General features: G+C 68.7%; 23 protein-coding genes. 13 read left to right on the top strand and 10 right to left on the bottom strand.

Annotated features, from left to right (window positions below; translation table 11 throughout):
- The first annotated feature begins 7 nt into the window (after positions 1-7).
- From HDA44_RS09905 to HDA44_RS09895, 3 genes are read left to right on the top strand one after another with little or no spacing between them, the layout of a single operon-like run.
- Positions 8-1,291: an ABC transporter substrate-binding protein gene (locus tag HDA44_RS09905; RefSeq protein WP_184833154.1), complete on the top strand. Its 1,284-nt coding sequence runs from the start codon at positions 8-10 to the stop codon at positions 1,289-1,291.
- Positions 1,288-2,247: a carbohydrate ABC transporter permease gene (locus HDA44_RS09900; protein WP_184833153.1), complete on the top strand. Its 960-nt coding sequence runs from the start codon at positions 1,288-1,290 to the stop codon at positions 2,245-2,247. Before HDA44_RS09905 ends, HDA44_RS09900 begins: the two co-directional genes overlap by 4 nt.
- Complete coding sequence (locus HDA44_RS09895) at positions 2,247-3,146, top strand: carbohydrate ABC transporter permease (RefSeq protein ID WP_184833152.1); 900 nt, start codon at positions 2,247-2,249, stop codon at positions 3,144-3,146. The genes HDA44_RS09900 and HDA44_RS09895 overlap by 1 nt, the downstream gene beginning before the upstream one ends.
- On the opposite strand, the gene HDA44_RS09890 is transcribed toward HDA44_RS09895, so the two are convergent.
- A complete protein-coding gene (locus tag HDA44_RS09890) occupies positions 3,136-3,591 on the bottom strand; it encodes a DMT family transporter (protein WP_184833151.1) in 456 nt (151 codons plus the stop codon). The genes HDA44_RS09895 and HDA44_RS09890 overlap by 11 nt on opposite strands.
- 20 nt (positions 3,592-3,611) lie before the next feature.
- A complete protein-coding gene (locus HDA44_RS09885; protein ID WP_184833150.1) occupies positions 3,612-3,926 on the bottom strand; it encodes a DMT family transporter in 315 nt (104 codons plus the stop codon).
- Positions 3,927-4,011: 85 nt separating this feature from the next.
- Between HDA44_RS09885 and HDA44_RS09880 the strand changes: the two genes are divergently transcribed.
- The 4 genes from HDA44_RS09880 (at position 4,012) to HDA44_RS09865 (ending at position 5,757) form a co-directional block, all read left to right on the top strand.
- Entirely contained in the window at positions 4,012-4,380 is a 369-nt protein-coding gene (locus HDA44_RS09880) for a MerR family transcriptional regulator (protein ID WP_184833149.1), read from the top strand.
- Between the two features lie 123 nt (positions 4,381-4,503).
- Positions 4,504-4,944, top strand: coding sequence for a hypothetical protein (locus HDA44_RS09875; RefSeq protein ID WP_184833148.1), 441 nt, complete (start codon positions 4,504-4,506; stop codon positions 4,942-4,944).
- A gap of 26 nt (positions 4,945-4,970) precedes the next feature.
- Positions 4,971-5,336, top strand: coding sequence for a YchJ family protein (locus HDA44_RS09870; RefSeq protein ID WP_184833147.1), 366 nt, complete (start codon positions 4,971-4,973; stop codon positions 5,334-5,336).
- 55 nt (positions 5,337-5,391) lie between these two features.
- Positions 5,392-5,757 carry a PH domain-containing protein gene (locus HDA44_RS09865; RefSeq protein ID WP_184833145.1) on the top strand — a complete coding sequence of 122 codons (366 nt, stop codon included), beginning with the start codon at positions 5,392-5,394 and terminating at the stop codon, positions 5,755-5,757.
- Here HDA44_RS09865 and HDA44_RS09860 read toward each other — a convergent pair.
- Positions 5,747-6,277, bottom strand: coding sequence for a YbhB/YbcL family Raf kinase inhibitor-like protein (locus tag HDA44_RS09860; RefSeq protein ID WP_184833143.1), 531 nt, complete (start codon positions 6,275-6,277; stop codon positions 5,747-5,749). The two genes, HDA44_RS09865 and HDA44_RS09860, sit on opposite strands and share 11 nt — an antisense overlap.
- A gap of 136 nt (positions 6,278-6,413) precedes the next feature.
- Between HDA44_RS09860 and cobT the strand changes: the two genes are divergently transcribed.
- From cobT to HDA44_RS09840, 4 genes are read left to right on the top strand one after another with little or no spacing between them, the layout of a single operon-like run.
- Positions 6,414-7,484 (top strand): nicotinate-nucleotide--dimethylbenzimidazole phosphoribosyltransferase, encoded by a 1,071-nt coding sequence (gene cobT, locus HDA44_RS09855; RefSeq protein WP_184833141.1) that lies wholly within the window; start codon positions 6,414-6,416, stop codon positions 7,482-7,484.
- A complete protein-coding gene (gene cobA / locus HDA44_RS09850; RefSeq protein WP_184833139.1) occupies positions 7,481-8,836 on the top strand; it encodes a uroporphyrinogen-III C-methyltransferase in 1,356 nt (451 codons plus the stop codon). Before cobT ends, cobA begins: the two co-directional genes overlap by 4 nt.
- Positions 8,833-9,639 carry an RNA methyltransferase gene (locus tag HDA44_RS09845; RefSeq protein ID WP_184833137.1) on the top strand — a complete coding sequence of 269 codons (807 nt, stop codon included), beginning with the start codon at positions 8,833-8,835 and terminating at the stop codon, positions 9,637-9,639. The genes cobA and HDA44_RS09845 overlap by 4 nt, the downstream gene beginning before the upstream one ends.
- A gap of 31 nt (positions 9,640-9,670) precedes the next feature.
- Positions 9,671-10,225 (top strand): AAA family ATPase, encoded by a 555-nt coding sequence (locus tag HDA44_RS09840; protein WP_184833135.1) that lies wholly within the window; start codon positions 9,671-9,673, stop codon positions 10,223-10,225.
- Positions 10,226-10,312: 87 nt separating this feature from the next.
- Here the strand turns inward: HDA44_RS09840 and def are convergent, their stop codons facing one another.
- The 3 genes from def to HDA44_RS09825 all read right to left on the bottom strand — a co-directional run bounded on the left by def (position 10,313) and on the right by HDA44_RS09825 (position 12,558).
- A complete protein-coding gene (def, locus tag HDA44_RS09835) occupies positions 10,313-10,912 on the bottom strand; it encodes a peptide deformylase (RefSeq protein WP_184833132.1) in 600 nt (199 codons plus the stop codon).
- Between the two features lie 157 nt (positions 10,913-11,069).
- On the bottom strand, positions 11,070-11,885 hold the full coding sequence (locus HDA44_RS09830; RefSeq protein WP_184833130.1) for an LLM class F420-dependent oxidoreductase: 816 nt from the start codon (positions 11,883-11,885) through the stop codon (positions 11,070-11,072).
- Between the two features lie 55 nt (positions 11,886-11,940).
- Positions 11,941-12,558, bottom strand: coding sequence for a TetR family transcriptional regulator (locus HDA44_RS09825; protein ID WP_202887291.1), 618 nt, complete (start codon positions 12,556-12,558; stop codon positions 11,941-11,943).
- 80 nt (positions 12,559-12,638) lie between these two features.
- Between HDA44_RS09825 and HDA44_RS09820 the strand changes: the two genes are divergently transcribed.
- Both HDA44_RS09820 and HDA44_RS09815 read left to right on the top strand, forming a co-directional pair.
- Positions 12,639-13,145 (top strand): anthrone oxygenase family protein, encoded by a 507-nt coding sequence (locus tag HDA44_RS09820; RefSeq protein ID WP_184833129.1) that lies wholly within the window; start codon positions 12,639-12,641, stop codon positions 13,143-13,145.
- A 60-nt stretch (positions 13,146-13,205) separates the two neighbouring features.
- Positions 13,206-14,702 carry an AAA family ATPase gene (locus HDA44_RS09815; RefSeq protein ID WP_184833127.1) on the top strand — a complete coding sequence of 499 codons (1,497 nt, stop codon included), beginning with the start codon at positions 13,206-13,208 and terminating at the stop codon, positions 14,700-14,702.
- 275 nt (positions 14,703-14,977) lie between these two features.
- Here HDA44_RS09815 and HDA44_RS09810 read toward each other — a convergent pair whose 3' ends face one another.
- The 4 genes from HDA44_RS09810 to zwf are packed head-to-tail and all read right to left on the bottom strand — an operon-like array spanning position 14,978 to position 19,300.
- The gene (locus HDA44_RS09810) at positions 14,978-15,802 is read right to left on the bottom strand and encodes an isocitrate lyase/PEP mutase family protein (protein WP_184833125.1); all 825 of its coding nucleotides are present in this window, start codon (positions 15,800-15,802) and stop codon (positions 14,978-14,980) included.
- A 53-nt stretch (positions 15,803-15,855) separates the two neighbouring features.
- Positions 15,856-16,635 (bottom strand): 6-phosphogluconolactonase, encoded by a 780-nt coding sequence (gene pgl / locus HDA44_RS09805; protein WP_184833123.1) that lies wholly within the window; start codon positions 16,633-16,635, stop codon positions 15,856-15,858.
- Positions 16,632-17,753: a glucose-6-phosphate dehydrogenase assembly protein OpcA gene (locus HDA44_RS09800; RefSeq protein WP_184833121.1), complete on the bottom strand. Its 1,122-nt coding sequence runs from the start codon at positions 17,751-17,753 to the stop codon at positions 16,632-16,634. The genes pgl and HDA44_RS09800 overlap by 4 nt, the downstream gene beginning before the upstream one ends.
- Positions 17,750-19,300 carry a glucose-6-phosphate dehydrogenase gene (gene zwf / locus HDA44_RS09795; RefSeq protein WP_184833119.1) on the bottom strand — a complete coding sequence of 517 codons (1,551 nt, stop codon included), beginning with the start codon at positions 19,298-19,300 and terminating at the stop codon, positions 17,750-17,752. The genes HDA44_RS09800 and zwf overlap by 4 nt, the downstream gene beginning before the upstream one ends.
- Positions 19,301-19,337 lie beyond the last annotated feature (37 nt).

The following is a 19,337-nucleotide window of genomic DNA, read 5'->3' as shown; positions in this document are numbered from 1 at the left end:
GAAACTCATGCCTGCTCATGTTCCGAACGCCGGACTCACCCGGCGCGACCTGCTGAAGCGGACCGGCGGCCTGGCCGCGCTGGCCGCGTTCACCGCGGCCTGTGGCGGCAACACCGGCCGCCCCTCGTCCGGTGGTGGCAGCGGCGGCGACAAGGTGAACCTGTCGCAGTGGTACCACCAGTACGGTGAGACCGGTACGCAGCAGGCGGCGCTCAAGTACGCCAAGGCGTACACCGATGCGAATGTCACCGTGCAGTGGACGCCCGGCGACTACGGCGCCAAGCTCTCCTCCGGACTGCTCTCCAGCAAGGGCCCGGACGTCTTCGAGAGCCAGCTGAACATCGGCATGGTGAAGAGCAACCAGGTGGTCGCGCTGGACGACATCATGGCCGACGTCAAGGACGACTTCCAGCCGGGCGACCTGGCCACCAATACCGTCGACGGCAAGATCTACGGCATCCGGATGATCGTCGACCCGCAAGTGATCTACTACCGCAAGTCGCTGCTGGACAAGGCCGGCATCAAGCCGCCGGAGACGCTCGACGACCTGATCGCCGCGGCCAAGGAACTCACCACCAACAAGGTGAAGGGCATCTTCGTCGGCAACGACGCCGGCCTGGCGATGGGTGGGCCGGCGCTGTGGTCGTCCGGCGGGGACCGGCTGACCGCGGACCACAAGCCGGGCTTCGGTACGCCGCGCGCGGCCCAGGCCTTCGGCAAGCTGCACCAGCTGTACGCGGACAAGAGCATCCTGCTCGGCTCGCCGACCGACTGGACCGATCCGAGCGCGCTGAACCAGGGTCTGGTCGCGATGCAGTGGATCGGTATGTGGGCGGTGCCGGGAATGCAGAAGGCTTTGGGCGATGATCTGGGGGTGATCCCGTTCCCGAAGCTTGACGCGCAAGGCAAACCGGCCGTGTACTCCGGCGGCTGGACCCAGTTCGTTTCGGCCAAGAGCCCGAACATCGACGCGGCGAAGAAGTTCGTCAAGTGGCTGTGGCTCGACAAGCAGGACTTCCAGGAGGACTGGGCGCTGAACTACGGCTTCCACATCCCGCCGCGGAAGAGCCTCGCGGCCAAGGCGTCGAAGCTGCAGAGCGGGGTCGCGGCCGATACGGTCAAGCTGACCGCCGACTACGGGCACACCGACGACCCAGCCTGGACGCCGAAGATGAACACCGCGTACAACGACATGCTGACGAACATCGTCAAGAAGGGAGCCGACCCCGCCGCCGAGATCGCCAACGCCGAGAAGACCGTCAACGCCGAGCTCTCCCGGTTGTTCGGATGAGCGCACCGGCCAAGACCCGTACCGAACCCGCCGGGACCGGTACGCGGCGCGGTTCGCGGCGGCGGAAGCAGGGCATCGCCGGGAACGCGTTGTGGTTCTGGGTGTTCGTCGGCCCGTTCGTGATCGGCCTGCTGGTCTTCTCCTACCTGCCGATCATCTGGAGCCTGATCCTCAGCTTCTTCGAGGCGTACAACACGGTCACGCCGTCGAAGTTCGTCGGGCTGCAGAACTACGTCGACATGCTCACCGACCGCAACTTTCTCTCCAGCCTGGGCACGTTCACGATCTTCGCGGTGTTCATCGTGCCGCTGACGTTCGCGCTCTCGCTGCTGCTGGCGTTGCTGGTGAACCAGGTCAAGATCGCGCGGGCCTTCTTCCGGTCGGTGTTCTTCCTGCCGACCGCGTGCTCGTACGTGGTCGCGTCGCTGATCTGGAAACTGTCGATCTTCAACGGCGTCCGGTTCGGTCTCGCGAACACGGTGCTCGGCTGGTTCGGCGTCGACAACATCGCCTGGCTGTCGACGGTCAGCCCACCCTGGTACTGGATTCCGCTGATCACCGTCCGGTTGTGGCTGCAGCTCGGGTTCTACATGATCCTGTTCATCGCGGGCCTGCAGCGGATCTCGCCGACGCTGTACGAGGCCGCGTACGTGGACGGGGCGAAGCCCGGTTGGCAGGTGTTCCGGTACATCACGTTGCCGCAACTTCGGGCGACCTCGGTGGCCGTACTGATCCTCAACCTGATCGCGGCGTACCAGGCGTTCGACGAGTTCTACAACCTGATCGGCAACGTCAACTACGCGCGGCCGCCGCTGGTCTACCTGTACGGGATCTCGCTCGGCCAGATCCAGGACCTCGGCCACGGCTCGGCCGGCGCGCTGATCCTGGCAGCCATCATCATGATCGTGACACTGCTGCAGAGCCGGTTGTTCGGCTTCGGAAAGGCGGGCGACTGATGGCGGTCAAAGCCGGACGGAACCGCGAACGTACCAGCGGAACCCCGCAGCCGATCGGGTTCAGCCGCAGCCCGCTCGGCCGGGTCGGGATGGTGCTGCGCTGGATCGCGCTGTTCGTCGCGGTGGTGCTGTTCCTGCTGCCGTTCTACCTGATCCTGCGCAACGCGCTGTCCACCGAAGGCGACATCACCGCGCCGTCGTGGACGCTGTTCCCGTCGCACCTGCAATGGGGGAACATCAAGGAGCTGTTCAGCGACACCCAGGTACCGATGGCGCGGGCGCTGTACAACTCCGCCGTCGTCGGCATTCTCGGTACGGCCGGACAGTTGCTGCTGGCATCGATGGCCGGGTACGGGCTGGCGCGCATCCCGTACAAGCACGCGGACAAGATCTTCTACGCGATCGTCGCCACGCTGATGATTCCCGGCGCGGTCACGTTCATCCCTTCGTTCATCGTGGTGTCGTCGCTCGGCTGGGTTTCGTCGCTGCGCGGGCTGATCATCCCGACCCTGTTCAGCGGGTTCGCGGCGTTCCTGTTCCGGCAGTACTTCCTCGGGTTCCCCAAGGAGCTGGAGGAGGCGGCGCGGGTGGACGGCGCCGGGTACTTCGGCGTGTTCTGGCGGATCGTCGTACCCAACTCGCTGCCGTTCTTCGCCGCGCTGGCCGCGATCACCTTCATCGGCAACTGGAACTCGTTCCTCTGGCCGCTGGTGATCGGGCAGGACTCGTCGTCCTGGACCATCCAGGTGGCGATGTCCACCTTCATCACGGCGCAGACCATCAATATCCACGAGCTCTTCATGGCGGTCGCGGTCTCGATCCTGCCGCTGGTGCTGATCTTCGCCTTCCTCCAGCGCTATCTGATCCAGGGCGTCACCCAATCGGGTATCAAGGACTGACCTTCGGGCGGTCGGCGAGCTTCAGGGTGACGACGCCGGTGATGATGACGGTCAGCCACAGGGCCTTGGGCAGGGTGAGGGACTCCGGGAAGAAGACGGGGCCGAGCAGGGCGGTGCCGGCGGCGCCGGTGCCCGCCCAAACCGCGTACCCGAGGCCGACGTCGATGGTCCGGAGGGCGAGACTCAGGGCCCAGAGGGTGAGCAGGAAGAACACGGCAGCCGTGATCGACCATTGCCAGACGGTGAACGCGTGGCTGCCGCCGACGGAGAGCGCGTACCCGATCTCGAACCCACCGGCCAGCAGGAGCATCGGCCAGCCCTGAGAACGGCTGGCGCGGGGGCTGGTGGGTGTGGCGCCGGCGGGGTCGGTGGGTGTCGTGGCGGGGTGGGTGGCGGATTGGTTGGTTGGGTGGTCGGGGGTGGTGGGGGAGGGTTTTGTGTTCATGGGTGGGTCCTTCGGGTGGGTCAGCTGGAGAGTTGGAGGCCGACGACGCCGGTGATGACCAGGGCGATGCCCACGGCCTTGCGCCAGCTGAGCTGCTGGTGGAAGACGAGGGCGCCGAGGAGCGTGATGCCCACGCCGGCCAGCGAGGTCCACAGGGCGTACCCGGTGCCGATCGGGAAGGTCAGGAGGGCGCGGCTGAGCGCGTACGTACCGAGCGCGCCGGTGACGAGCGTCGTGATCGTCCAGCCACGGTGGGTGAAACCGTTCGCCTTGCCGGCCGAGATCGCGACCGCGATCTCGAAGCCGACGGCGACGGCGAGGTAGAGCCAGTGCATGAGGGTCCTTTCGATGGAAGCCCGACCCTCAGACTGTGCAACTTCACATTGGTGTCAGGTGCAAGACTTGGCGCTGGGAGGCAGCATGCGCATCGGTGAGCTCGCGGCGGCGAGCGGTGTCAGTACCAGGTCGTTGCGGTACTACGAAGAACAGGGCCTGATCCGCTCCGGACGTACGCCGGGCGGGTGGCGGGACTTCGACGCGACGATGATCGAGCGCGTCGTGATGATCCAGCACCTGCTGGCGGCCGGGCTGGGTACCGTGACGATCGGTGAACTGCTCCCGTGCCTGGAAGCGCCGGCCGAGGAGCGTACCGGCGAACTGGAAGTGCTCCTCGCGCAACAGGTCCAGCGCCTGGAAGACAAGCGCCGCGAAATCAACCGCGAACTGGACGTCCTGGCCGCCCTCAAACGCGACACCGCCGCCGTGACACCCACGCTGGCGTCCGCCTGACCCCCGCCCGCCAGCGCCCTTGGGGTTGTGTGGGGGAACCGGGCTTGGGGTTGGCGCGTCTGGGTGGTTGTTGGTGTCCGTGGGTGGTGACGGGCAGTTGGCGAACTCAAGCGTGGAGAAGGCATGACGCAACCAGAACCCGATCCCAATCACCCCGCCCCGTGGCCCGCGAAACCCCAGCCCGGCGCGCCGCGGTACCCGCCGCATCAGCACAGTGCGGCCGAGTACGGGGCGCCGCAGCATCTTTGGCCTGATTATGCGCAGCCGCAGGCTGGTTTGCAGTGGGCGGTGGTGCCGGCGGCCCAGGAGCGCGTCGGTTCCGGGATATTCGCCGCCCTCGCACTCCTTCTCGGCTTCGCCGCTCTCGTCGCGCCCTTCGTCCCCGCGGACATGACCGGCTTCCGCCAGTACGCCCCGTTCCCCTTCGCCCTCCCCGGCATAGCTCTCGCCGTCATCGCCCTAACCGGCCGCCGCCCCGCCAAACCCCTCGCGATAACCGGCGCCACCCTCTCCGTACTAGCCATCGCAATCGGCCTGTACATGGTCACCGGCACCACCCTCTGAATCCGGGATCAGGGACAATCGACGCCATGGCTGCTCTTCCAACCTGTCCCTGCGGGCGTGGTGTCTCGTACGACGTGTGCTGTGGGCGGCTTCATCGGGGTGTGGTGACGGCGGCGACCGCGGAGGAGTTGATGCGGTCGCGGTACAGCGCCTTCGTACGGCATGACGCGGCATACCTGCAGAAGACCTGGTCGCGTACGACCCGCCCCGCGCGGATCGACTTCCCGAACCGGATCTGGACCGGCCTGGAGATCCTCGGCACAACCGGCGGCAGCGCCTTCCACACCGAAGGCACAGTCGAGTTCAACGCCCACTACACCACCGGCATCCAGCACGAAAACAGCACCTTCACCCGCGAAGCCGGCGAATGGGTCTATGTCGCCGCCCTCTGACCCCCACCACTGGCGCGCCGGCCGAGTGACCCGAGCCTTGGCGGTGGTTCCGCTGGTGGCGGCGATCGTGACGACCGCGATCCTGCCCGAGTACTGGCCGACGATCCTCGTCGCCCTGTTCCTCCTCGTCGCGATACTGCGCGTCGAGCTCCGGTTGACCGACGAGGAGCTGATCTTCCGGGATGTCGTCGGCACCAGGCGCATCCCGCGGGCGGCGGTGAAGTCGGCGCGCTTTGACTACAGGCCGCCCGGTGTCGTCGTCCTGGAGATCCACCGGTACTCGGGCGTTGTCGATCGGCTGCACTTCTCACCCAAGCAGTCGTCGACGGAGCTCAGCGGTGGTCCGCCGGCCGTGGACAGTGCGGCGTATCAGATCACTCGCTGGGCTGAGGAGTATCAGGGGCCTCGGGCTACTCGGTGACCTGGTAGGTGGGGGTCAGGATCGCGCGGGCCAGGGTGTGGAAGGCGAGGTTGAAGGAGACGACCGCGGGGGTGGCGTCCGCGTCCACGTCCAGTGCCTCGACGTCGATCGCGTGGACGACGAAGTAGTACCGGTGAACCTGGTCGCCCGCGGGTGGCGCGGCGCCGCCGTAGTTCTTCGTACCGAAGTCGTTGCGGACGTGGAAACCGCCGTTGTCGGGCCGATCCGTGCCGCCGGCGCCTGTCGGTAGCTCCGTGACGGTCGCCGGGAGGTTGACCAGCACCCAGTGCCAGAACCCGGACACGACCGGCGCATCCGGGTCGAAGCAGGTGACCACGAAACCCTTCGTCTCCGCCGGGAACCCGGACCAGCTGAGCTGCGGCGACGTGTTCCCGCCCGCGAAGGCATGCGCGTCCGCCAGCGGCTGCCCGTCGGTGACATCGGTGCTGGTGACCGTGAACGCACCGGCCTTCGGGAGCAGCGTGTACGGATCGGGTGCGACGGGTCGATCGAGCGACATCTGTGAGCCCTCCAACGGCGAGTGACGTGTGGTGAGTCCGACATTACTGTCCACGGACCGCTGGGCTGTCCCGGGGCCGGGCGGAAGAGATGCGAAGATCGATCCGAGAACCGCGAGAGACCGCGGGGTGAGTGCGATGAGCCGGCGTAGGCGAGTGGAGGACCTGGTGGAGGAGTACCTGGAGCGGATCCGCCCCGCGGATCCGGCGGCGATGCGGGCCGCCGAGGAGCGGCAGGCCGCGCTCACCAAACCGGCCGGTTCGCTCGGCGTACTCGAAGAACTGTCCGTCCGGGTGGCCGGGATGACCGGCACCTGCCCGCCCGCCGTACCCGCCCCGGCGGTGGTGACCGTTTTCGCGGCCGACCACGGCGTCCACGCCCAGAACGTCTCGCCCTGGCCGCAGGAAGTGACCGCCGCGATGCTGGCGAACTTCGCCGCCGGTGGCGCCGCCGTGAACGCGTTCGCGAAGAACAACGGCGTCGACGTACGCGTGGTGGACGTCGGCGTCGCGACCCCGGTCGACCAACTCGACATCGTGCACGCCAACGTACGCCCCGGCACCCGCGACCTGTCCCAGACCGAGGCCCTGACCGAGGACGAGGTCCGCGCCGCCGTCGCGGTCGGGTTCGAGCTGGCCGAGAGCCTGGTCCGCGACGGGTACCGCTGCCTGCTCACCGGCGACATGGGCATCGCGAACACGACCGCCTCGGCCGCCCTGATCGCCACGTTCACCGGCGCCACCGCCGCTGTGGTGACCGGCCGCGGCACCGGCATCGACGACGCCACGCTGGCCCACAAGACCGCGATCGTCGAAGCCGCTCTCGTACGCCACGCCGTGCCGCCGACCGAACCACTCAAGGCCCTGCAGGCGTACGGCGGCCTCGAACACGCCGCGCTTGCCGGGTACATCCTCGGCGCCGCCGCCAACCAGGTCCCGGTGATCCTCGACGGCGTGATCGCCGGCGCGGCCGCGCTCGTCGCGCAGGCGCTGCACCCGGCCGCGGTCGACTACTGCGTCGCCGGACACCGCTCGGCCGAGCCGGGTCACGCGGTCGCGCTGAAGACGCTCGGCCTGCAGCCGCTGGTGGATCTCGACCTGCGGCTCGGCGAGGGTACGGGCGCGGTGCTCGCGTACCCGATCCTGTCGTGCGCGGTACGTGCACTCGCGGAGATGGCCACCTTCGAGGACGCGGGGATCAGTTCGTGACGCACCAGTACCTGTCCGGCCTCGTACTCGACGGGCGGCGCGTGGTCGTCGTCGGCGGCGGCGGGGTCGCGCAGCGGCGGCTGCCGCGATTGCTGGAGGCGGGCGCCCGGATCGACCTGATCTCGCCGTCGATCACGCCGACGATCGAGGGCCTGCTCGGCACCTCTTCGCTGACGTGGATCGAGCGCGGGTACCAGACCGGTGATCTCGACGGGGCCTGGTACGTGGTGGTCGCGACCGACGACGCTGACGTGAACGACCAGGTCTCGGCGGAGGCCGAAGAACGGCGGATCTTCTGCGTACGGTCCGACGATCGGTCCCGTGCGACCGCGTGGACGCCGGCTTCGGGTCAGCACGACAACGTCACGATCGGCGTACTCGGCGGTGGTGACCACCGGCGGTCGGCGGCCGTACGCGACGCGATTCTTGAAGGGCTGCGGATCGGTGAGCTCGCGGCGCGGGACGTGGACCGGCGACCGGGCGTGTACTTGGTCGGTGGCGGGCCTGGTGATCCGGATCTGATCACGGTGCGCGGGCGGAGGCTGTTGGCCGAAGCGGATGTGGTGGTGGCGGACCGGCTGGCGCCGCAGCAGTTGCTGGACGAGCTGCATCCGGACGTCGAGCTGTACGACGCGGCGAAGTTGCCGCGCGGGCGGGCGGCGCAGCAGGAGGAAATCAACCGGATCCTGGTCGAGCGCGGTCGCGAGGGGAAGGTCGTCGTCCGGTTGAAGGGCGGGGACCCGTACGTGTTCGGGCGCGGGTTCGAGGAGGCGCTGGCGTGCGCGGCGGCGGGTGTGCCGTGGACCGTGGTGCCGGGGATCACCAGCTCGATCTCGGTGCCGGCGGTGTCGGGGATTCCGGTCACGCATCGCGGGGTGACGCATGAGTTCACGGTGGTGTCGGGGCATATTCCGCCGTCGCATCCGGATTCGCTGATCAACTGGGACGCGCTGGCGCAGTTGCACGGGACGCTGGTGTTGCTGATGGCGGTGCAGAACCTGCCGGCGATCGCGGCCCGCTTGATCGAGGCCGGAAGGCCGGCGGACACACCCGCCGCGGCAATTGCCGACGGTACCCTTCCCGGCCAGCGGATGGTGACGTCGGACCTCGCCGGGATCGCCGAGGCGATGACCGAGGCAGGCGTCGGCGCCCCGGCAATCGTTGTCATCGGCAACGTCGTCGACGTCGCCCGCGAGGCAACCGAACCGGCCGCTGACGCGGCGGGCTCGGGGGAGCCAGGGTCGGCTAGGGCGGGGGAATCGGGGTCGGGCGTGGCGGGTTCGGGGGAGCCGGGGTCGGCTGGTGCGGGTGAGTCGGGGTCGGCCGGTGTGGGGAAGCGGGGACCGGCGTGACGGTGGTTTCGGTTGATGGTGCCGCTGATCCGCGGCTGGCGGACTATGTGCGGTTGCGGGAGGTGAGTCTGCGGCGGTTGCTCGAGGAAGAGCATGGGCTGTTCATTGCCGAGGGCGACAAAGTGATTCGCCGGGCCGCGGCCGCCGGGTTCGAGCCGCGGTCGTTCCTGCTCGCGCCGCGCTGGCTGGACTCGTTGCAGGACGTCATCGCGCACTGGCCGGACAAACCGGTGTACGTGGTGTCCGAGGAACTGGCCGAGCAGGTGACCGGTTTCCACGTCCACCGCGGCGCGCTCGCCTCGTACAAACGCCGGGCGCCGGTCCCGTTGACCGACCTGCTGACACCGGACGTCCGCCGGATCGCGATCTTCGACGAGATCGTTGACCACACCAACGTCGGCGCCGGGTTCCGGGCCGCGGCCGCGCTCGGCGTCGACCTCGTCCTGGTGACCCCGACCTGCGCGGACCCGCTGTACCGCCGGTCGATCAAGGTCTCGATGGGTACGGTCTTCCAGGTCCCGTGGACGCGCCTGCACAGCTGGCCCGGCGACCTGCGGCACCTGCAGGACAACGGGTACGTCGCGGCCGCGATGGCGCTCACCGACGACTCGATCACCCTCGACGAACTGTCCGCCCGGAAGGACGAGAAGCTCGTACTGATCTTCGGTACCGAAGGCCACGGCCTGAAACCGAACGTCCTCAACCAGGCAGACCTGACCGTACAGATCCCGATGTCCGGCGGCGTCGACTCCCTGAACGTGGCGTCGTCGGCAGCCGTCGCCTTCTACGCGACGCGTCCGTAAATCACTGGACGACACTGATCCAATAGGCCGCATGCGGAAAGTAGTTCTTGTCACCGGTATGCAGGCCGCCGGGAAGTCCACGATCGCGCCGATGCTGGCCGAGCGGCTCGGGCCACCGGCGGCCACGCTCGACGGCGACGTGTTCTACCGCGGGGTGGTCGCGGGCGCCGCCGACATGACGCCGGACCCGTCACCGGAGGCGCTGCGGCAGCTCGCCTTGCGGTACGACTCGACCGCGATGGTCGCGCAGCACTACGCCGACGCCGGATTCGACTTCGTCTGCAGCGACATCATCCTCGGCGCGGACGTCGAGCGCTGGTTCGAGCGGTTGCGCGGCGTCGAGCCGTACCTGGTCGTGCTGACGCCGTCAGTGGCGTCGATCGTGGAACGTGAGATCGGCCGCGGCGGCGCGAACTCGTACCGCGACTGGCAGGAACAAGGCGCTTCGCTGGCCGACGGGGTCCGCGCGCTGCAAGCCGAGCTCGCCAAGATCCCGCGCCGGGGCCTGTGGCTGGACACCACCGGCCAGACCCCGGCCCAGACCGTCGACAAGATCCTCGCCGACCTCCCCGCCGCCCGCTGGTAACCGTCGAACGGCCCCAGCCGGCCGCGCTCCAGGTGGAACGGCGTCAGGGGGCGGGCGCCAGGTGGAACGGCCTCAGGTGGAACGGCCTCAGGTGGCGGGGGTTTCCTCGTGGTCGTGGTCGACCATCGGGGTCACCGGCCAGTCGGACGGGTAGTCGGGCGCGAACTCCTCGGCCTCCGCGAACAGCCGCTTGCGGTACTTCCGCGACAGCCGGTCGCCGAACACCATCCCCTGCGTGTGATCGGTCTCGTGCTGCAGGCAGCGCGCCAGCAGGCCGTTCCCCTCGTACGTCACCGGTGCACCGTGCTGGTCGACCCCGGTGACCTTCGCGTAGTCCGGCCGGGCGCACTTGGTGAACGCGCCCGGCAAGGACAGGCAGCCCTCGTCGCCCTCGTCCAGGTTCCGGTCCTTGCCCTCCGGCAACTCGAGCACCGGATTGCACACCACGCCCTGTACGCGATTGCCCTCCTTGTCCGGGCAGTCGAACACGAACAGCTGCAGATCCACGCCGACCTGGTTCGCGGCCAGGCCGACACCCTCGGCGGCGTTCATCGTGGCAACCATGTCCGCGACCAGCGTCTGCAACTCGGCACCGAAGTCGGTGACGGGCTGATTGAGCCGATGCATGACATCTTCACCCCACCGAGTGATAGCCCGCACCGAACCATTCCCAGGCAACGTAGACATGCCCGAAATCCTAGCTGTCCACCCGGCGAACCATTTGAGAGGTTCACCTCTGAACCTGCCCGTTCACCCCGCGCATGCGGGGTATGAACGGGCAACCGGCGAGGTTCACCCCTGAAATGGCTCGGGGCGGAGGGGTGGGGGGTACGGGGTGGAGGTGTTACTTGGAGTTGATCTCGTCGCGCCAGGTGATCCACTCGCGGAGCAGGCCGAGGTCGTAGTCGGGGCCGGACGAGGACACCGTGAAGAGGCGGGTGCCGACGTCCAGCAGGCCCTTGCCGATGACTTCGGGGGACTTGTCGCCGACGCCGGCGGAGCGCTCGATCTCGCCCGGGTCGCGGCCGATCGCCTTGCAGTGCTCGTCCAGTACGGCGTGCTTGTGCGCGATCGTTTCCGCGTCGCCGAAACCGTGCCAGATGTTCGCGTGCTGGGCGACCAGGCGGAGCGTCTTCTTCTCGCCGCCACCACCGATCAGTACCGGGATGTCGCGGGTCGGCGGTGGGTTGAGCTTGGTCCAGCGCTGCTCGATCCGCGGCAGTGCCTCGCCGAGCGCGTCCAGCCGGCGGCCGGCGGTGCCGAACTCGTACCCGTACTCGTCGTAGTCGCGCTCGAACCAGCCGGCCCCGATGCTGAAGATCAGCCGGCCGTCGCTGATGTGGTCGACCGTCCGCGCCATGTCGGCGAGCAGATCGGGGTTCCGATAGGAGTTGCAGGTGACCAGGGCGCCGATCTCGACCCGCTCGGTGGCCTCGGCCCAGGCCGCCAGCATGGTCCAGCACTCGAAGTGCAGCCCGTCGGCCGCACCGCTCAGCGGATAGAAGTGATCCCAGTTGAACGCGACGTCGACACCCAGCTCCTCGGCCGCGGCGACGGTTCGCCGGATATCCGCGTACTGAGCGTGCTGGGGCTGAACCTGCAAACCGATCCGGACCGGAAAAGCGCCGTACGGACGATCGGTGGACTCGGAAGCTGTCATGCCCCGATCCTATCCGGCATTGCGGAGGACCCTCCGGATAGCCCACCCGGTAACGTCAGCCCGGCGCGTGCAACTGACTGAACATCCGCACACCATCATCGGCCTGCCTGCGCAACGCCCGCACCGCCGGTGCCGGTTCACCCAGCAGTACCCGGATCTGGCTGTCCCGCACCACCAACCCAAAGAGCTCGGTAAACGCAGCTGCCGGGTCAGGCAGGTCGAGGATTCGCGCGGCGTGCAGATCCGCCAGCAGTTCCTCGATCACCGGCCCAACCGCATACCTGCCGTGCGTGAGCACCACCTCTGCAAGCTCCGGCGACGCCATCCCGGCCCGATTGACCGTCACCGACCAAGGACCGCACAGTAACTCGAGCAGCGCGCGGGCGAAGGTCTGCAACAACTCGGCAGTTGGCGGTCCGTCGGCGCGGGCCTGGTTCAGCCGCTCCACGGTCTGCTTGCCCTCAGCCGTGACGATGTCGGCGAACAACTGCTGCTTGCTGCCGAACCACGAGTAGAGCGACTCCTTCGAAACCCCGGCCCGCGCCGCGATCTCCTGCATCGTCGTCGCCGCGTATCCACGCTCCTCGAGCACCGCCCGCCCCGCGTCCTGGACGATCGCCCGCCGCCGGGCGGACTCGTCGGCACTCGGCCGGCCACGTCGCGTACCGGGCACCTGATCCTCCTTGTATTCGAACCCGTGGGTACGATATAACACCTGAAAAGGAACCAGCTAGTTCGATTAGGGAGGCGCCTATGTGGTCGCGTATCGCCGGAGCCGCCGCCGTCCTGGTGACGGGACTCTCGGCCGGGTTCTTCTACACCTACGCGGATTCCGTCACGCGCGGCCTGGCACGGACCTCGGATGACGTGTATGTGGCGGCGTTTCAGCGGATCAACGAGGAAGTGCGGACGCCGTTGTTCATGGTGGTCTTCGCGGCGCCGCCGGTGCTTGCCGTACTGGCCGCGGTGCTGATGCGCCGGCGGCCGCCCGCGGGGTGGTTGTTCGCGGTCGCGGCGGTGGTCTACCTGGTCGGGGTCATCGTGGTGACGGCGTCGGTGAATGTGCCGCTGAACGAAGCGCTGGCGAGCGATGGGGATCGGGCCGCGTTCGAGGGTCGGTGGAACAGCTTCAACCTGGTGCGGTCCTGGGCGTCGTTCGGCTCGTTTGCTCTCGCGGTGGTCGCGCTGGCCTGGCCTTCGCATTCAAGCGGGCGGATGAAGAAGAGGGCGTCAGTGAACGTGGGAGCTGGCATGCTGTGAGTTCTGTCCGGCTTCGCGAAATCCTTCGGATGGCCGGGCTTCGAGAGGAGTGCGGCTGCCATGCCGGATGACGTTGACGAGTTCGCGCGGTTGTTCACGGGGTTCCTGGAGCGGATGCGGGCGGCGGGGGAGCCGCGGGCGCGCCGGGAGAGCCTGCTGGACCGGTTGCGTGAGCATCTCGGCGTGGAGCCCGATCAGGTGCCGGTGGTGTCGTCGGCGCACCCGGCGTACGACCTGCCCAACGTACAACGGGCACTGGAAGCGTGCTTCGACTCGTACGACCTGGTCGGCCTGGCCGGGACGAACCGGGATCACCACTCGCTCGGTGAGCTGCTGGAGCTGGCCGAGTACGACCGGTTCGGGATCGGGCCGGTCGACTACCGGCGGATGCAGATCGACATCGACGAGGAGATGGACTGCGTCGCGTTCGGGTTCTACCTCGGCGTACGGGACGGCGATCGGCTGGTCGTACTGCTCCGGGCGCCGAACGAGCAGTACGGGCGGGGAAACGTCGAGCTCGAGGTGCTTGCGGCCGAGCGGTCAGCCGGCGAGCGGTTCCTGGCCGCGCTGCCGGAGTTGATCCGCGCGCACAACGTGTTCCGCGGGAAGGTCGTGTCGTTCGAGGGGCATGAGTTCGGGCAGGGCGCGGGGCCGTTCAAGTTGCACCCGCGGCCCGGTATTACGCGGGCTGATGTCGTACTCCCGGATGGTGTGCTCGATCGGATCGAGCGGGAGGTCGTCGGGATCGCCGAGCATCGCGAGCGGTTGCTGGCGGCCGGGCAGCACCTGCGGCGGGGCGTGCTGCTGTACGGGCCGCCTGGTACCGGGAAGACGCACACCGTGCGGTATTTGCTGTCGCGGATGCCCGAGGTCACCGTCGTACTGCTGGCGGGGTCGAGTATTCATTTCATCTCGTCCGCGTGTGCGCTGGCGCGGATGCTGCAGCCGGCGCTGGTCGTACTGGAGGACTGTGACCTGGTCGCGGAGGCGCGGGACTTCTCGCATGGGATGGACAACCCGCTGCTGTTCCAAGTGCTGAACGAGATGGACGGGCTGGCGCAGGATGCGGATGTCGCGTTCCTGTTGACCACGAACCGGGCTGATCTCCTGGAGCCGGCGCTGATGCAGCGGCCGGGGCGGGTGGACATGGCTGTTGAGGTGCCGTTGCCGGATGGGGCTGGTCGGGCGCGGTTGCTGGAGCTGTACGGGCCCGCGTTGACGTTGGACGACGGGGTCGTCGAGGAGATCGTGGCACTGACGGAGGGCACTACTGCTTCGTTCATGAAGGAGTTGGTGCGGAGGACCGTTCTGCTTGCGGCTCAAGCGGACGAGACGCCCGGCGCGGAACACCTACGCGCGGCCGTCGCTGAACTCCTGTCATCCCGCGACGCCCTCACCAGACGCCTCCTCGGCGCCACCGACAACGCCGCCACCGACGATGCCCCGGCCACCACCAGCCCCGCCCCAGCCACCACCAGCACCGCCCCAGCCGCGACAAGCGCAGGCACAACCCGCCGCGGCCCGATGCCCGCCGTCTACAAGGCAAACCTCCGCTGAGCCCCCGGACCTCCAACACTCACCAACCACCGGCCCGGCTGGCATGCACCAACCACCGGCCCGGCTGGCATGCACCAACCACCGGCCCGGCGGGCACTCACCAACCACCGGCCCGGCTGGCATGCACCAACCACCGGCCCGGCGGGCACGCACGAGCCAGCGGTCGGGTGGGCATGCACCGACCGGTGCGTGTGCAGGCACGCCGAACCAGGGGTGCCCAGGCGCGTACCCGCGACGGCGTCTGGGGCCGCTCACCCATCTGCGCCGCCTGTGGGTCAGGGTTGGTGAGTGGTGGTGCGGGGCCGGGCGAAGAGCTGGTTCAGGTCGGCTTGGGGGATCTGGTCGGCGGCGAAGGTGATGGTGCCGTGGGTTGCCAGTTCTTCCGCGCTGCGGCGGATGAAGGCCAGGGCGGAGCGGGCGATCGAGCCGCCGAGGCTGATGCGGGTGACTCCTACGGATTGCAGGCCGGCGACGGTGAGGGTTGATCGGCCCAGGCCGAGGACGACGTTCAGCGGGGCGTCGAGCTCGCGTACGAGGGTTCCGATCGTCTCCAGGTCGTTCACCCCCGGCACGTACACGCAGTCCGCGCCGGCGGCGTGGAAGCGGTTCGCCCGGTCGATCGACTCGGCCAGCGTGGGCGGCGTACCCAGCAGCTGGCCGTCGGTGCGGGCGGTGAGGACGAAGTCGGGACCGGCTGCTTCGCGGGCGGCGGTGATGCGATCGGTCGCGAGCTGTAGGTCGTACAGCTCGCGGCCGTCGTAGTCCTCGATGTTTCCACCGGCGAGACCGGCCTCGCGAGCCAGCGTGATCGTCTCGGCAACCCGCTCCGGCGCGGCGCCGTACCCGTCTTCGAGGTCGCCGTTCACCGGTACGTCGACGGCGGCCGTGATCGCCCGGACGCGATCGAACATCTGCTCCCGCGACACCGCCGGCGCGCCGTCAGGGAGCGTGTGATCGCCCTTGGCCAGCGAGAACGCGATGCCCGCGCTGGTGGTCGCGATCGCCGGAAACCCGGCCGCCGCGAGGATCACCGCGCTCCCCGCGTCCCAAGCGTTCGGCATCACGAACCGGCCGTCGTGTAACTCCCGGAAGCTAGTCATACCCGCGAGTCTGCCACCCCAACACTTCGGCCAACGCCGAAGTCAGCCGCCTGTCAGCCCAGCTGTTGTGCCGCGGACTCGTCAAGGAGCCACAGCGTCCGCTCCTGACCTTTCGGCCGGGCGGCGGGTACGTCTCCGCCCGTGAGTGCCTTGCCGACTGCCTCAGCCTTGTCTTCACCGGAGACGACGAACCAAACCTCCCGCGCCCGGTCAAGCACCGGCAACGTCAGCGAAACCCGCGTGGGCGGTGGCTTGGGCGAGTCGTGCACGGCAACCGCCGACGCATCCGTCACGGCCAACTGCGGATACCCCGGGAAGAGCGACGCCACATGCCCGTCCGGCCCGACCCCGAGCATGAGGACGTCGAAGACGGGACTGGCGTCGCCGCCCGCACCGGCAGCGGCGCTGGTCGAGGTGCCGGCAGTGCTGGTCGACGTGCTCGCGGCCGCGGCCAACTCCTTCGCGTACGCCGCCGCGGCCGCCTCCGCGCCTTGCCCGGTATCGGGAGCCATCGGGTGTACCCGCGCCGGATCGACGTCTACGTGTGAAAGCAACGCGTCCCGGGCCTGCGTCTCGTTGCGGTCAGGATCACCGTCCGGGAGGAAGCGTTCGTCGCCCCACCAGAACTCGACCCGCCGCCAGTCGATCGCCAACCGGGCGGGGGATTCGGCCACCGCCGCGTACACCCGGGCAGCCACCCGCCCACCGGTCAGCACCACCTGGGCGACCCGATCGTTGCTCTGGGCATCGACAAGCGCGGTGATGAAGCGCGCCGCCACCGCGTGCACCAGGGCATCGGCGTCCGGATGCCGCAAAACCAACGGCTCGCTCATTTCTTCACCGCCCGCTTGGCAGCCGCCTTCTTCGCCACGGTCCTCTTGTCCGCAGCCTTCTTGGCAACGCTCTTCGGAGCCACGGTCTTCTTCGCGGTGGTCTTCCGGGCCGGAGCGGGTTTCTTCGGCTCGATCACCTTCTGGCCGGCCGCGGTGACCTTCGCCGCGGTCGACTTCCGGGCGTTCGCGTCGACCTTCTTCTGCTCGGCCGGAAGCGCGTCCCGCTCGACCATGCACGCCAGCGTTTTCGCGTACACGTCGTCCGGGTCGAGCCGGCGCAGTTCCTCACTGAGCAGCTCCGACGTCGTACGCCGCTTCAACGCCACCGGGCGATCCGGCTGCCCCGGCACGCTGAACGTCGCGACCGCACCATCGGGCCGCGTCAGCGCGATCGGCCCGGACGGCGTGAACAACCGCACCGCCGTCACCCCGGGACCGCACGTGTTCCGCTGCTCGACCGGCACCTTCAACCGCGACTGCAACCAGGCAGCCATCAGATCCGCGCTCGGGTTCCCGCGGGCCGCGGACACCTCGGCCCCGGTCACCTTCGTCGGGTACTGGTCGAGGGCGGCCGCCATCAGCGCGCGCCACGGCGTCAGCCGCGTCCACGCGAAGTCGGTGTCGCCCGGCGCGTACCCCTCGGCCCGCGCGCTGTAGTCCACCGACGCCCGCCGCGTCGCCGCCGCATCGGTCACCCGACGCCGCCCGAGTCGTCCGAGCGGATCTTCGGCCGGTACGCGCGGCCCGCCACCCGGCCACCAAACGATGACGGGGGAGTCCGGCAGCAGCAGCGGCGTGACCACGGACTCCGGCACCTTGGCCAGCTCACCGTGCAGCCGCAGCAACACTGCCTCACCCGGCACGCCCTCGCCGATCCGTACTTCCGCGTCCAGCCCGGGAGCGCCCTTGCCGGGCCGCAGGATCGCGACCAGGACCCGCGACGGGTGTTCGCGGCCGGCCTCGTTCGCGGCCTTCATCGCGTCGTGATGGGAGGCTTCGTCGACGACGACCACGATCGTGCCGACCATGCCCATGGCCGGCGAACCGGCGTTCCGGCGCGCCTTCAGCAGCGCCGAGGCGATCCCGCTGGACGTGGTGTCGGTCAGGTCGATGATCAAGGCCGCCTCCAGGCGCGTCCGTCACGAGCGAGCATCGCGTGCGCCGAGTCCGGTCCCCAGTCGCCGGACGCGTACTGCTCCGGCTTCCCGTGCCGGGCCCAGTAGTCGAGCACCGGGTCGAGGATCTTCCAGCCCAGCTCGACTTCGGTGTGTTGCGGGAACAACGGCGGATCACCGAGCAGTACGTCCAGGATCAGCCGCTCGTACGCCTCCGGGGAGGACTCCGTGAACGAACCGCCGTACTGGAAGTCCATGTTCACGTCGCGGATCTCCATCGACGTACCGGGCACCTTCGCGCCGAACCGGAGCGTGATGCCCTCGTCCGGCTGAATCCGCAACACCAGCGCGTTCTGCCCGAGTTCCTCGGTTTCGGTCTTGGTGAACGGCAGGTGTGGCGCCCGCTTGAACATCACCGCGACCTCGGTGACGCGCCGGCCGAGCCGCTTGCCGGTCCGCAGGTAGAACGGAACGCCCGCCCAGCGCCGGGTGTCGACGTCGACGCGCAACGCGGCGAACGTCTCGGTCGCGGACGACGACGGGATGCCGTCCTCCTGCAGGTAGCCCTTGACCTTGACGCCACCGGCCCAGCCGGACGCGTACTGGCCGCGGGCGGTGTGCAGGTCGAGGCGCTCCGGCAGCTGGACCGCGTTCAGGACCTTCTTCTTCTCCTGGCGCAACGACCAGGCGTCGAAGCTGACCGGCTCCTCCATCGCGATCAGCGCGAGCAGCTGGAGCAGGTGGTTCTGGATCACGTCACGGGCGGCGCCGATGCCGTCGTAGTACCCGGCGCGGCCGCCGATGCCGATGTCCTCGGCCATCGTGATCTGGACGTGGTCGACGTAGTTGCTGTTCCAGATCGGCTCGAACATCGCGTTCGCGAACCGCAGCGCGAGGATGTTCTGGACCGTTTCCTTGCCCAGGTAGTGGTCGATCCGGAACACCGCCTCGGGCGGGAACACCGACTCGACCACGTGGTTCAGCTCGCGGGCGCTCTTCAGGTCGTGCCCGAACGGCTTCTCGATCACCACCCGCCGCCACGAGCCGGGCTTCTCGTCGGTCAGCCCGTGCTCGGACAGCTGCCGGACCACCTCCGGGAACAGCCCCGGCGGGATGGACAGGTAGAACGCGTGGTTGCCACCCGTACCGCGGGTGATGTCCAGCTCGTCCACGGTCTCCCGGAGCCGCTTGAACGCCTCGTCGTCGGTCAGGTCACCCGGTACGAACCGGAAGCCCTCGGCGAGCTGCTGCCAGACCTCCTCGCGGAACGGCGTCCGGGCGTGCTCCTTGACCGAGTCGTGCACGATCTGAGCGAAGTCCTGGTTGCTGTAGTCCCGGCGGGCGAACCCGACCAGGGCGAAACCGGGGGGCAGCAGCCCCCGGTTCGCCAGGTCGTAGACCGCCGGCATCAGCTTCTTCCGGGCCAGGTCACCGGTGACCCCGAAGATCACCAGGCCACACGGCCCGGCGATCCGCGGCAGCCGGCGATCCTGCGGATCGCGCAGCGGGTTCACCGGTGCGGCCGGCTCTTCGTTGAGCTCAGCGGTCATTGCCGCTTCCTCCGAGTAGTAAGAGTTACTTGAACGG

The organism is Kribbella solani, from assembly GCF_014205295.1.
GTDB lineage: Bacteria > Actinomycetota > Actinomycetes > Propionibacteriales > Kribbellaceae > Kribbella > Kribbella solani.
The sequence above is the reverse complement of the archived record's forward strand: the minus strand, read 5'-3'. Positions and strand labels throughout refer to the sequence as shown.

Excerpts from the sequence above, each read along its gene's own strand:
- HDA44_RS09830 (WP_184833130.1), bottom strand. The coding sequence starts at position 11,885 with ATGACAGCTTCCGAGTCCACCGATCGTCCGTACGGCGCTTTTCCGGTC.
- HDA44_RS09840 (WP_184833135.1), top strand. The coding sequence starts at position 9,671 with ATGCGGAAAGTAGTTCTTGTCACCGGTATGCAGGCCGCCGGGAAGTCC.
- def (WP_184833132.1), bottom strand. The coding sequence starts at position 10,912 with ATGTCTACGTTGCCTGGGAATGGTTCGGTGCGGGCTATCACTCGGTGG.
- HDA44_RS09860 (WP_184833143.1), bottom strand. The coding sequence starts at position 6,277 with ATGTCGCTCGATCGACCCGTCGCACCCGATCCGTACACGCTGCTCCCG.
- zwf (WP_184833119.1), bottom strand. The coding sequence starts at position 19,300 with ATGACCGCTGAGCTCAACGAAGAGCCGGCCGCACCGGTGAACCCGCTG.
- HDA44_RS09885 (WP_184833150.1), bottom strand. The coding sequence starts at position 3,926 with ATGCACTGGCTCTACCTCGCCGTCGCCGTCGGCTTCGAGATCGCGGTC.
- pgl (WP_184833123.1), bottom strand. The coding sequence starts at position 16,635 with ATGAGCGAGCCGTTGGTTTTGCGGCATCCGGACGCCGATGCCCTGGTG.
- HDA44_RS09890 (WP_184833151.1), bottom strand. The coding sequence starts at position 3,591 with ATGAACACAAAACCCTCCCCCACCACCCCCGACCACCCAACCAACCAA.
- HDA44_RS09810 (WP_184833125.1), bottom strand. The coding sequence starts at position 15,802 with ATGACTAGCTTCCGGGAGTTACACGACGGCCGGTTCGTGATGCCGAAC.
- HDA44_RS09880 (WP_184833149.1), top strand. The coding sequence starts at position 4,012 with ATGCGCATCGGTGAGCTCGCGGCGGCGAGCGGTGTCAGTACCAGGTCG.
- cobT (WP_184833141.1), top strand. The coding sequence starts at position 6,414 with ATGAGCCGGCGTAGGCGAGTGGAGGACCTGGTGGAGGAGTACCTGGAG.
- HDA44_RS09870 (WP_184833147.1), top strand. The coding sequence starts at position 4,971 with ATGGCTGCTCTTCCAACCTGTCCCTGCGGGCGTGGTGTCTCGTACGAC.
- HDA44_RS09820 (WP_184833129.1), top strand. The coding sequence starts at position 12,639 with ATGTGGTCGCGTATCGCCGGAGCCGCCGCCGTCCTGGTGACGGGACTC.
- HDA44_RS09895 (WP_184833152.1), top strand. The coding sequence starts at position 2,247 with ATGGCGGTCAAAGCCGGACGGAACCGCGAACGTACCAGCGGAACCCCG.
- HDA44_RS09875 (WP_184833148.1), top strand. The coding sequence starts at position 4,504 with ATGACGCAACCAGAACCCGATCCCAATCACCCCGCCCCGTGGCCCGCG.
- HDA44_RS09900 (WP_184833153.1), top strand. The coding sequence starts at position 1,288 with ATGAGCGCACCGGCCAAGACCCGTACCGAACCCGCCGGGACCGGTACG.
- HDA44_RS09815 (WP_184833127.1), top strand. The coding sequence starts at position 13,206 with ATGCCGGATGACGTTGACGAGTTCGCGCGGTTGTTCACGGGGTTCCTG.
- HDA44_RS09905 (WP_184833154.1), top strand. The coding sequence starts at position 8 with ATGCCTGCTCATGTTCCGAACGCCGGACTCACCCGGCGCGACCTGCTG.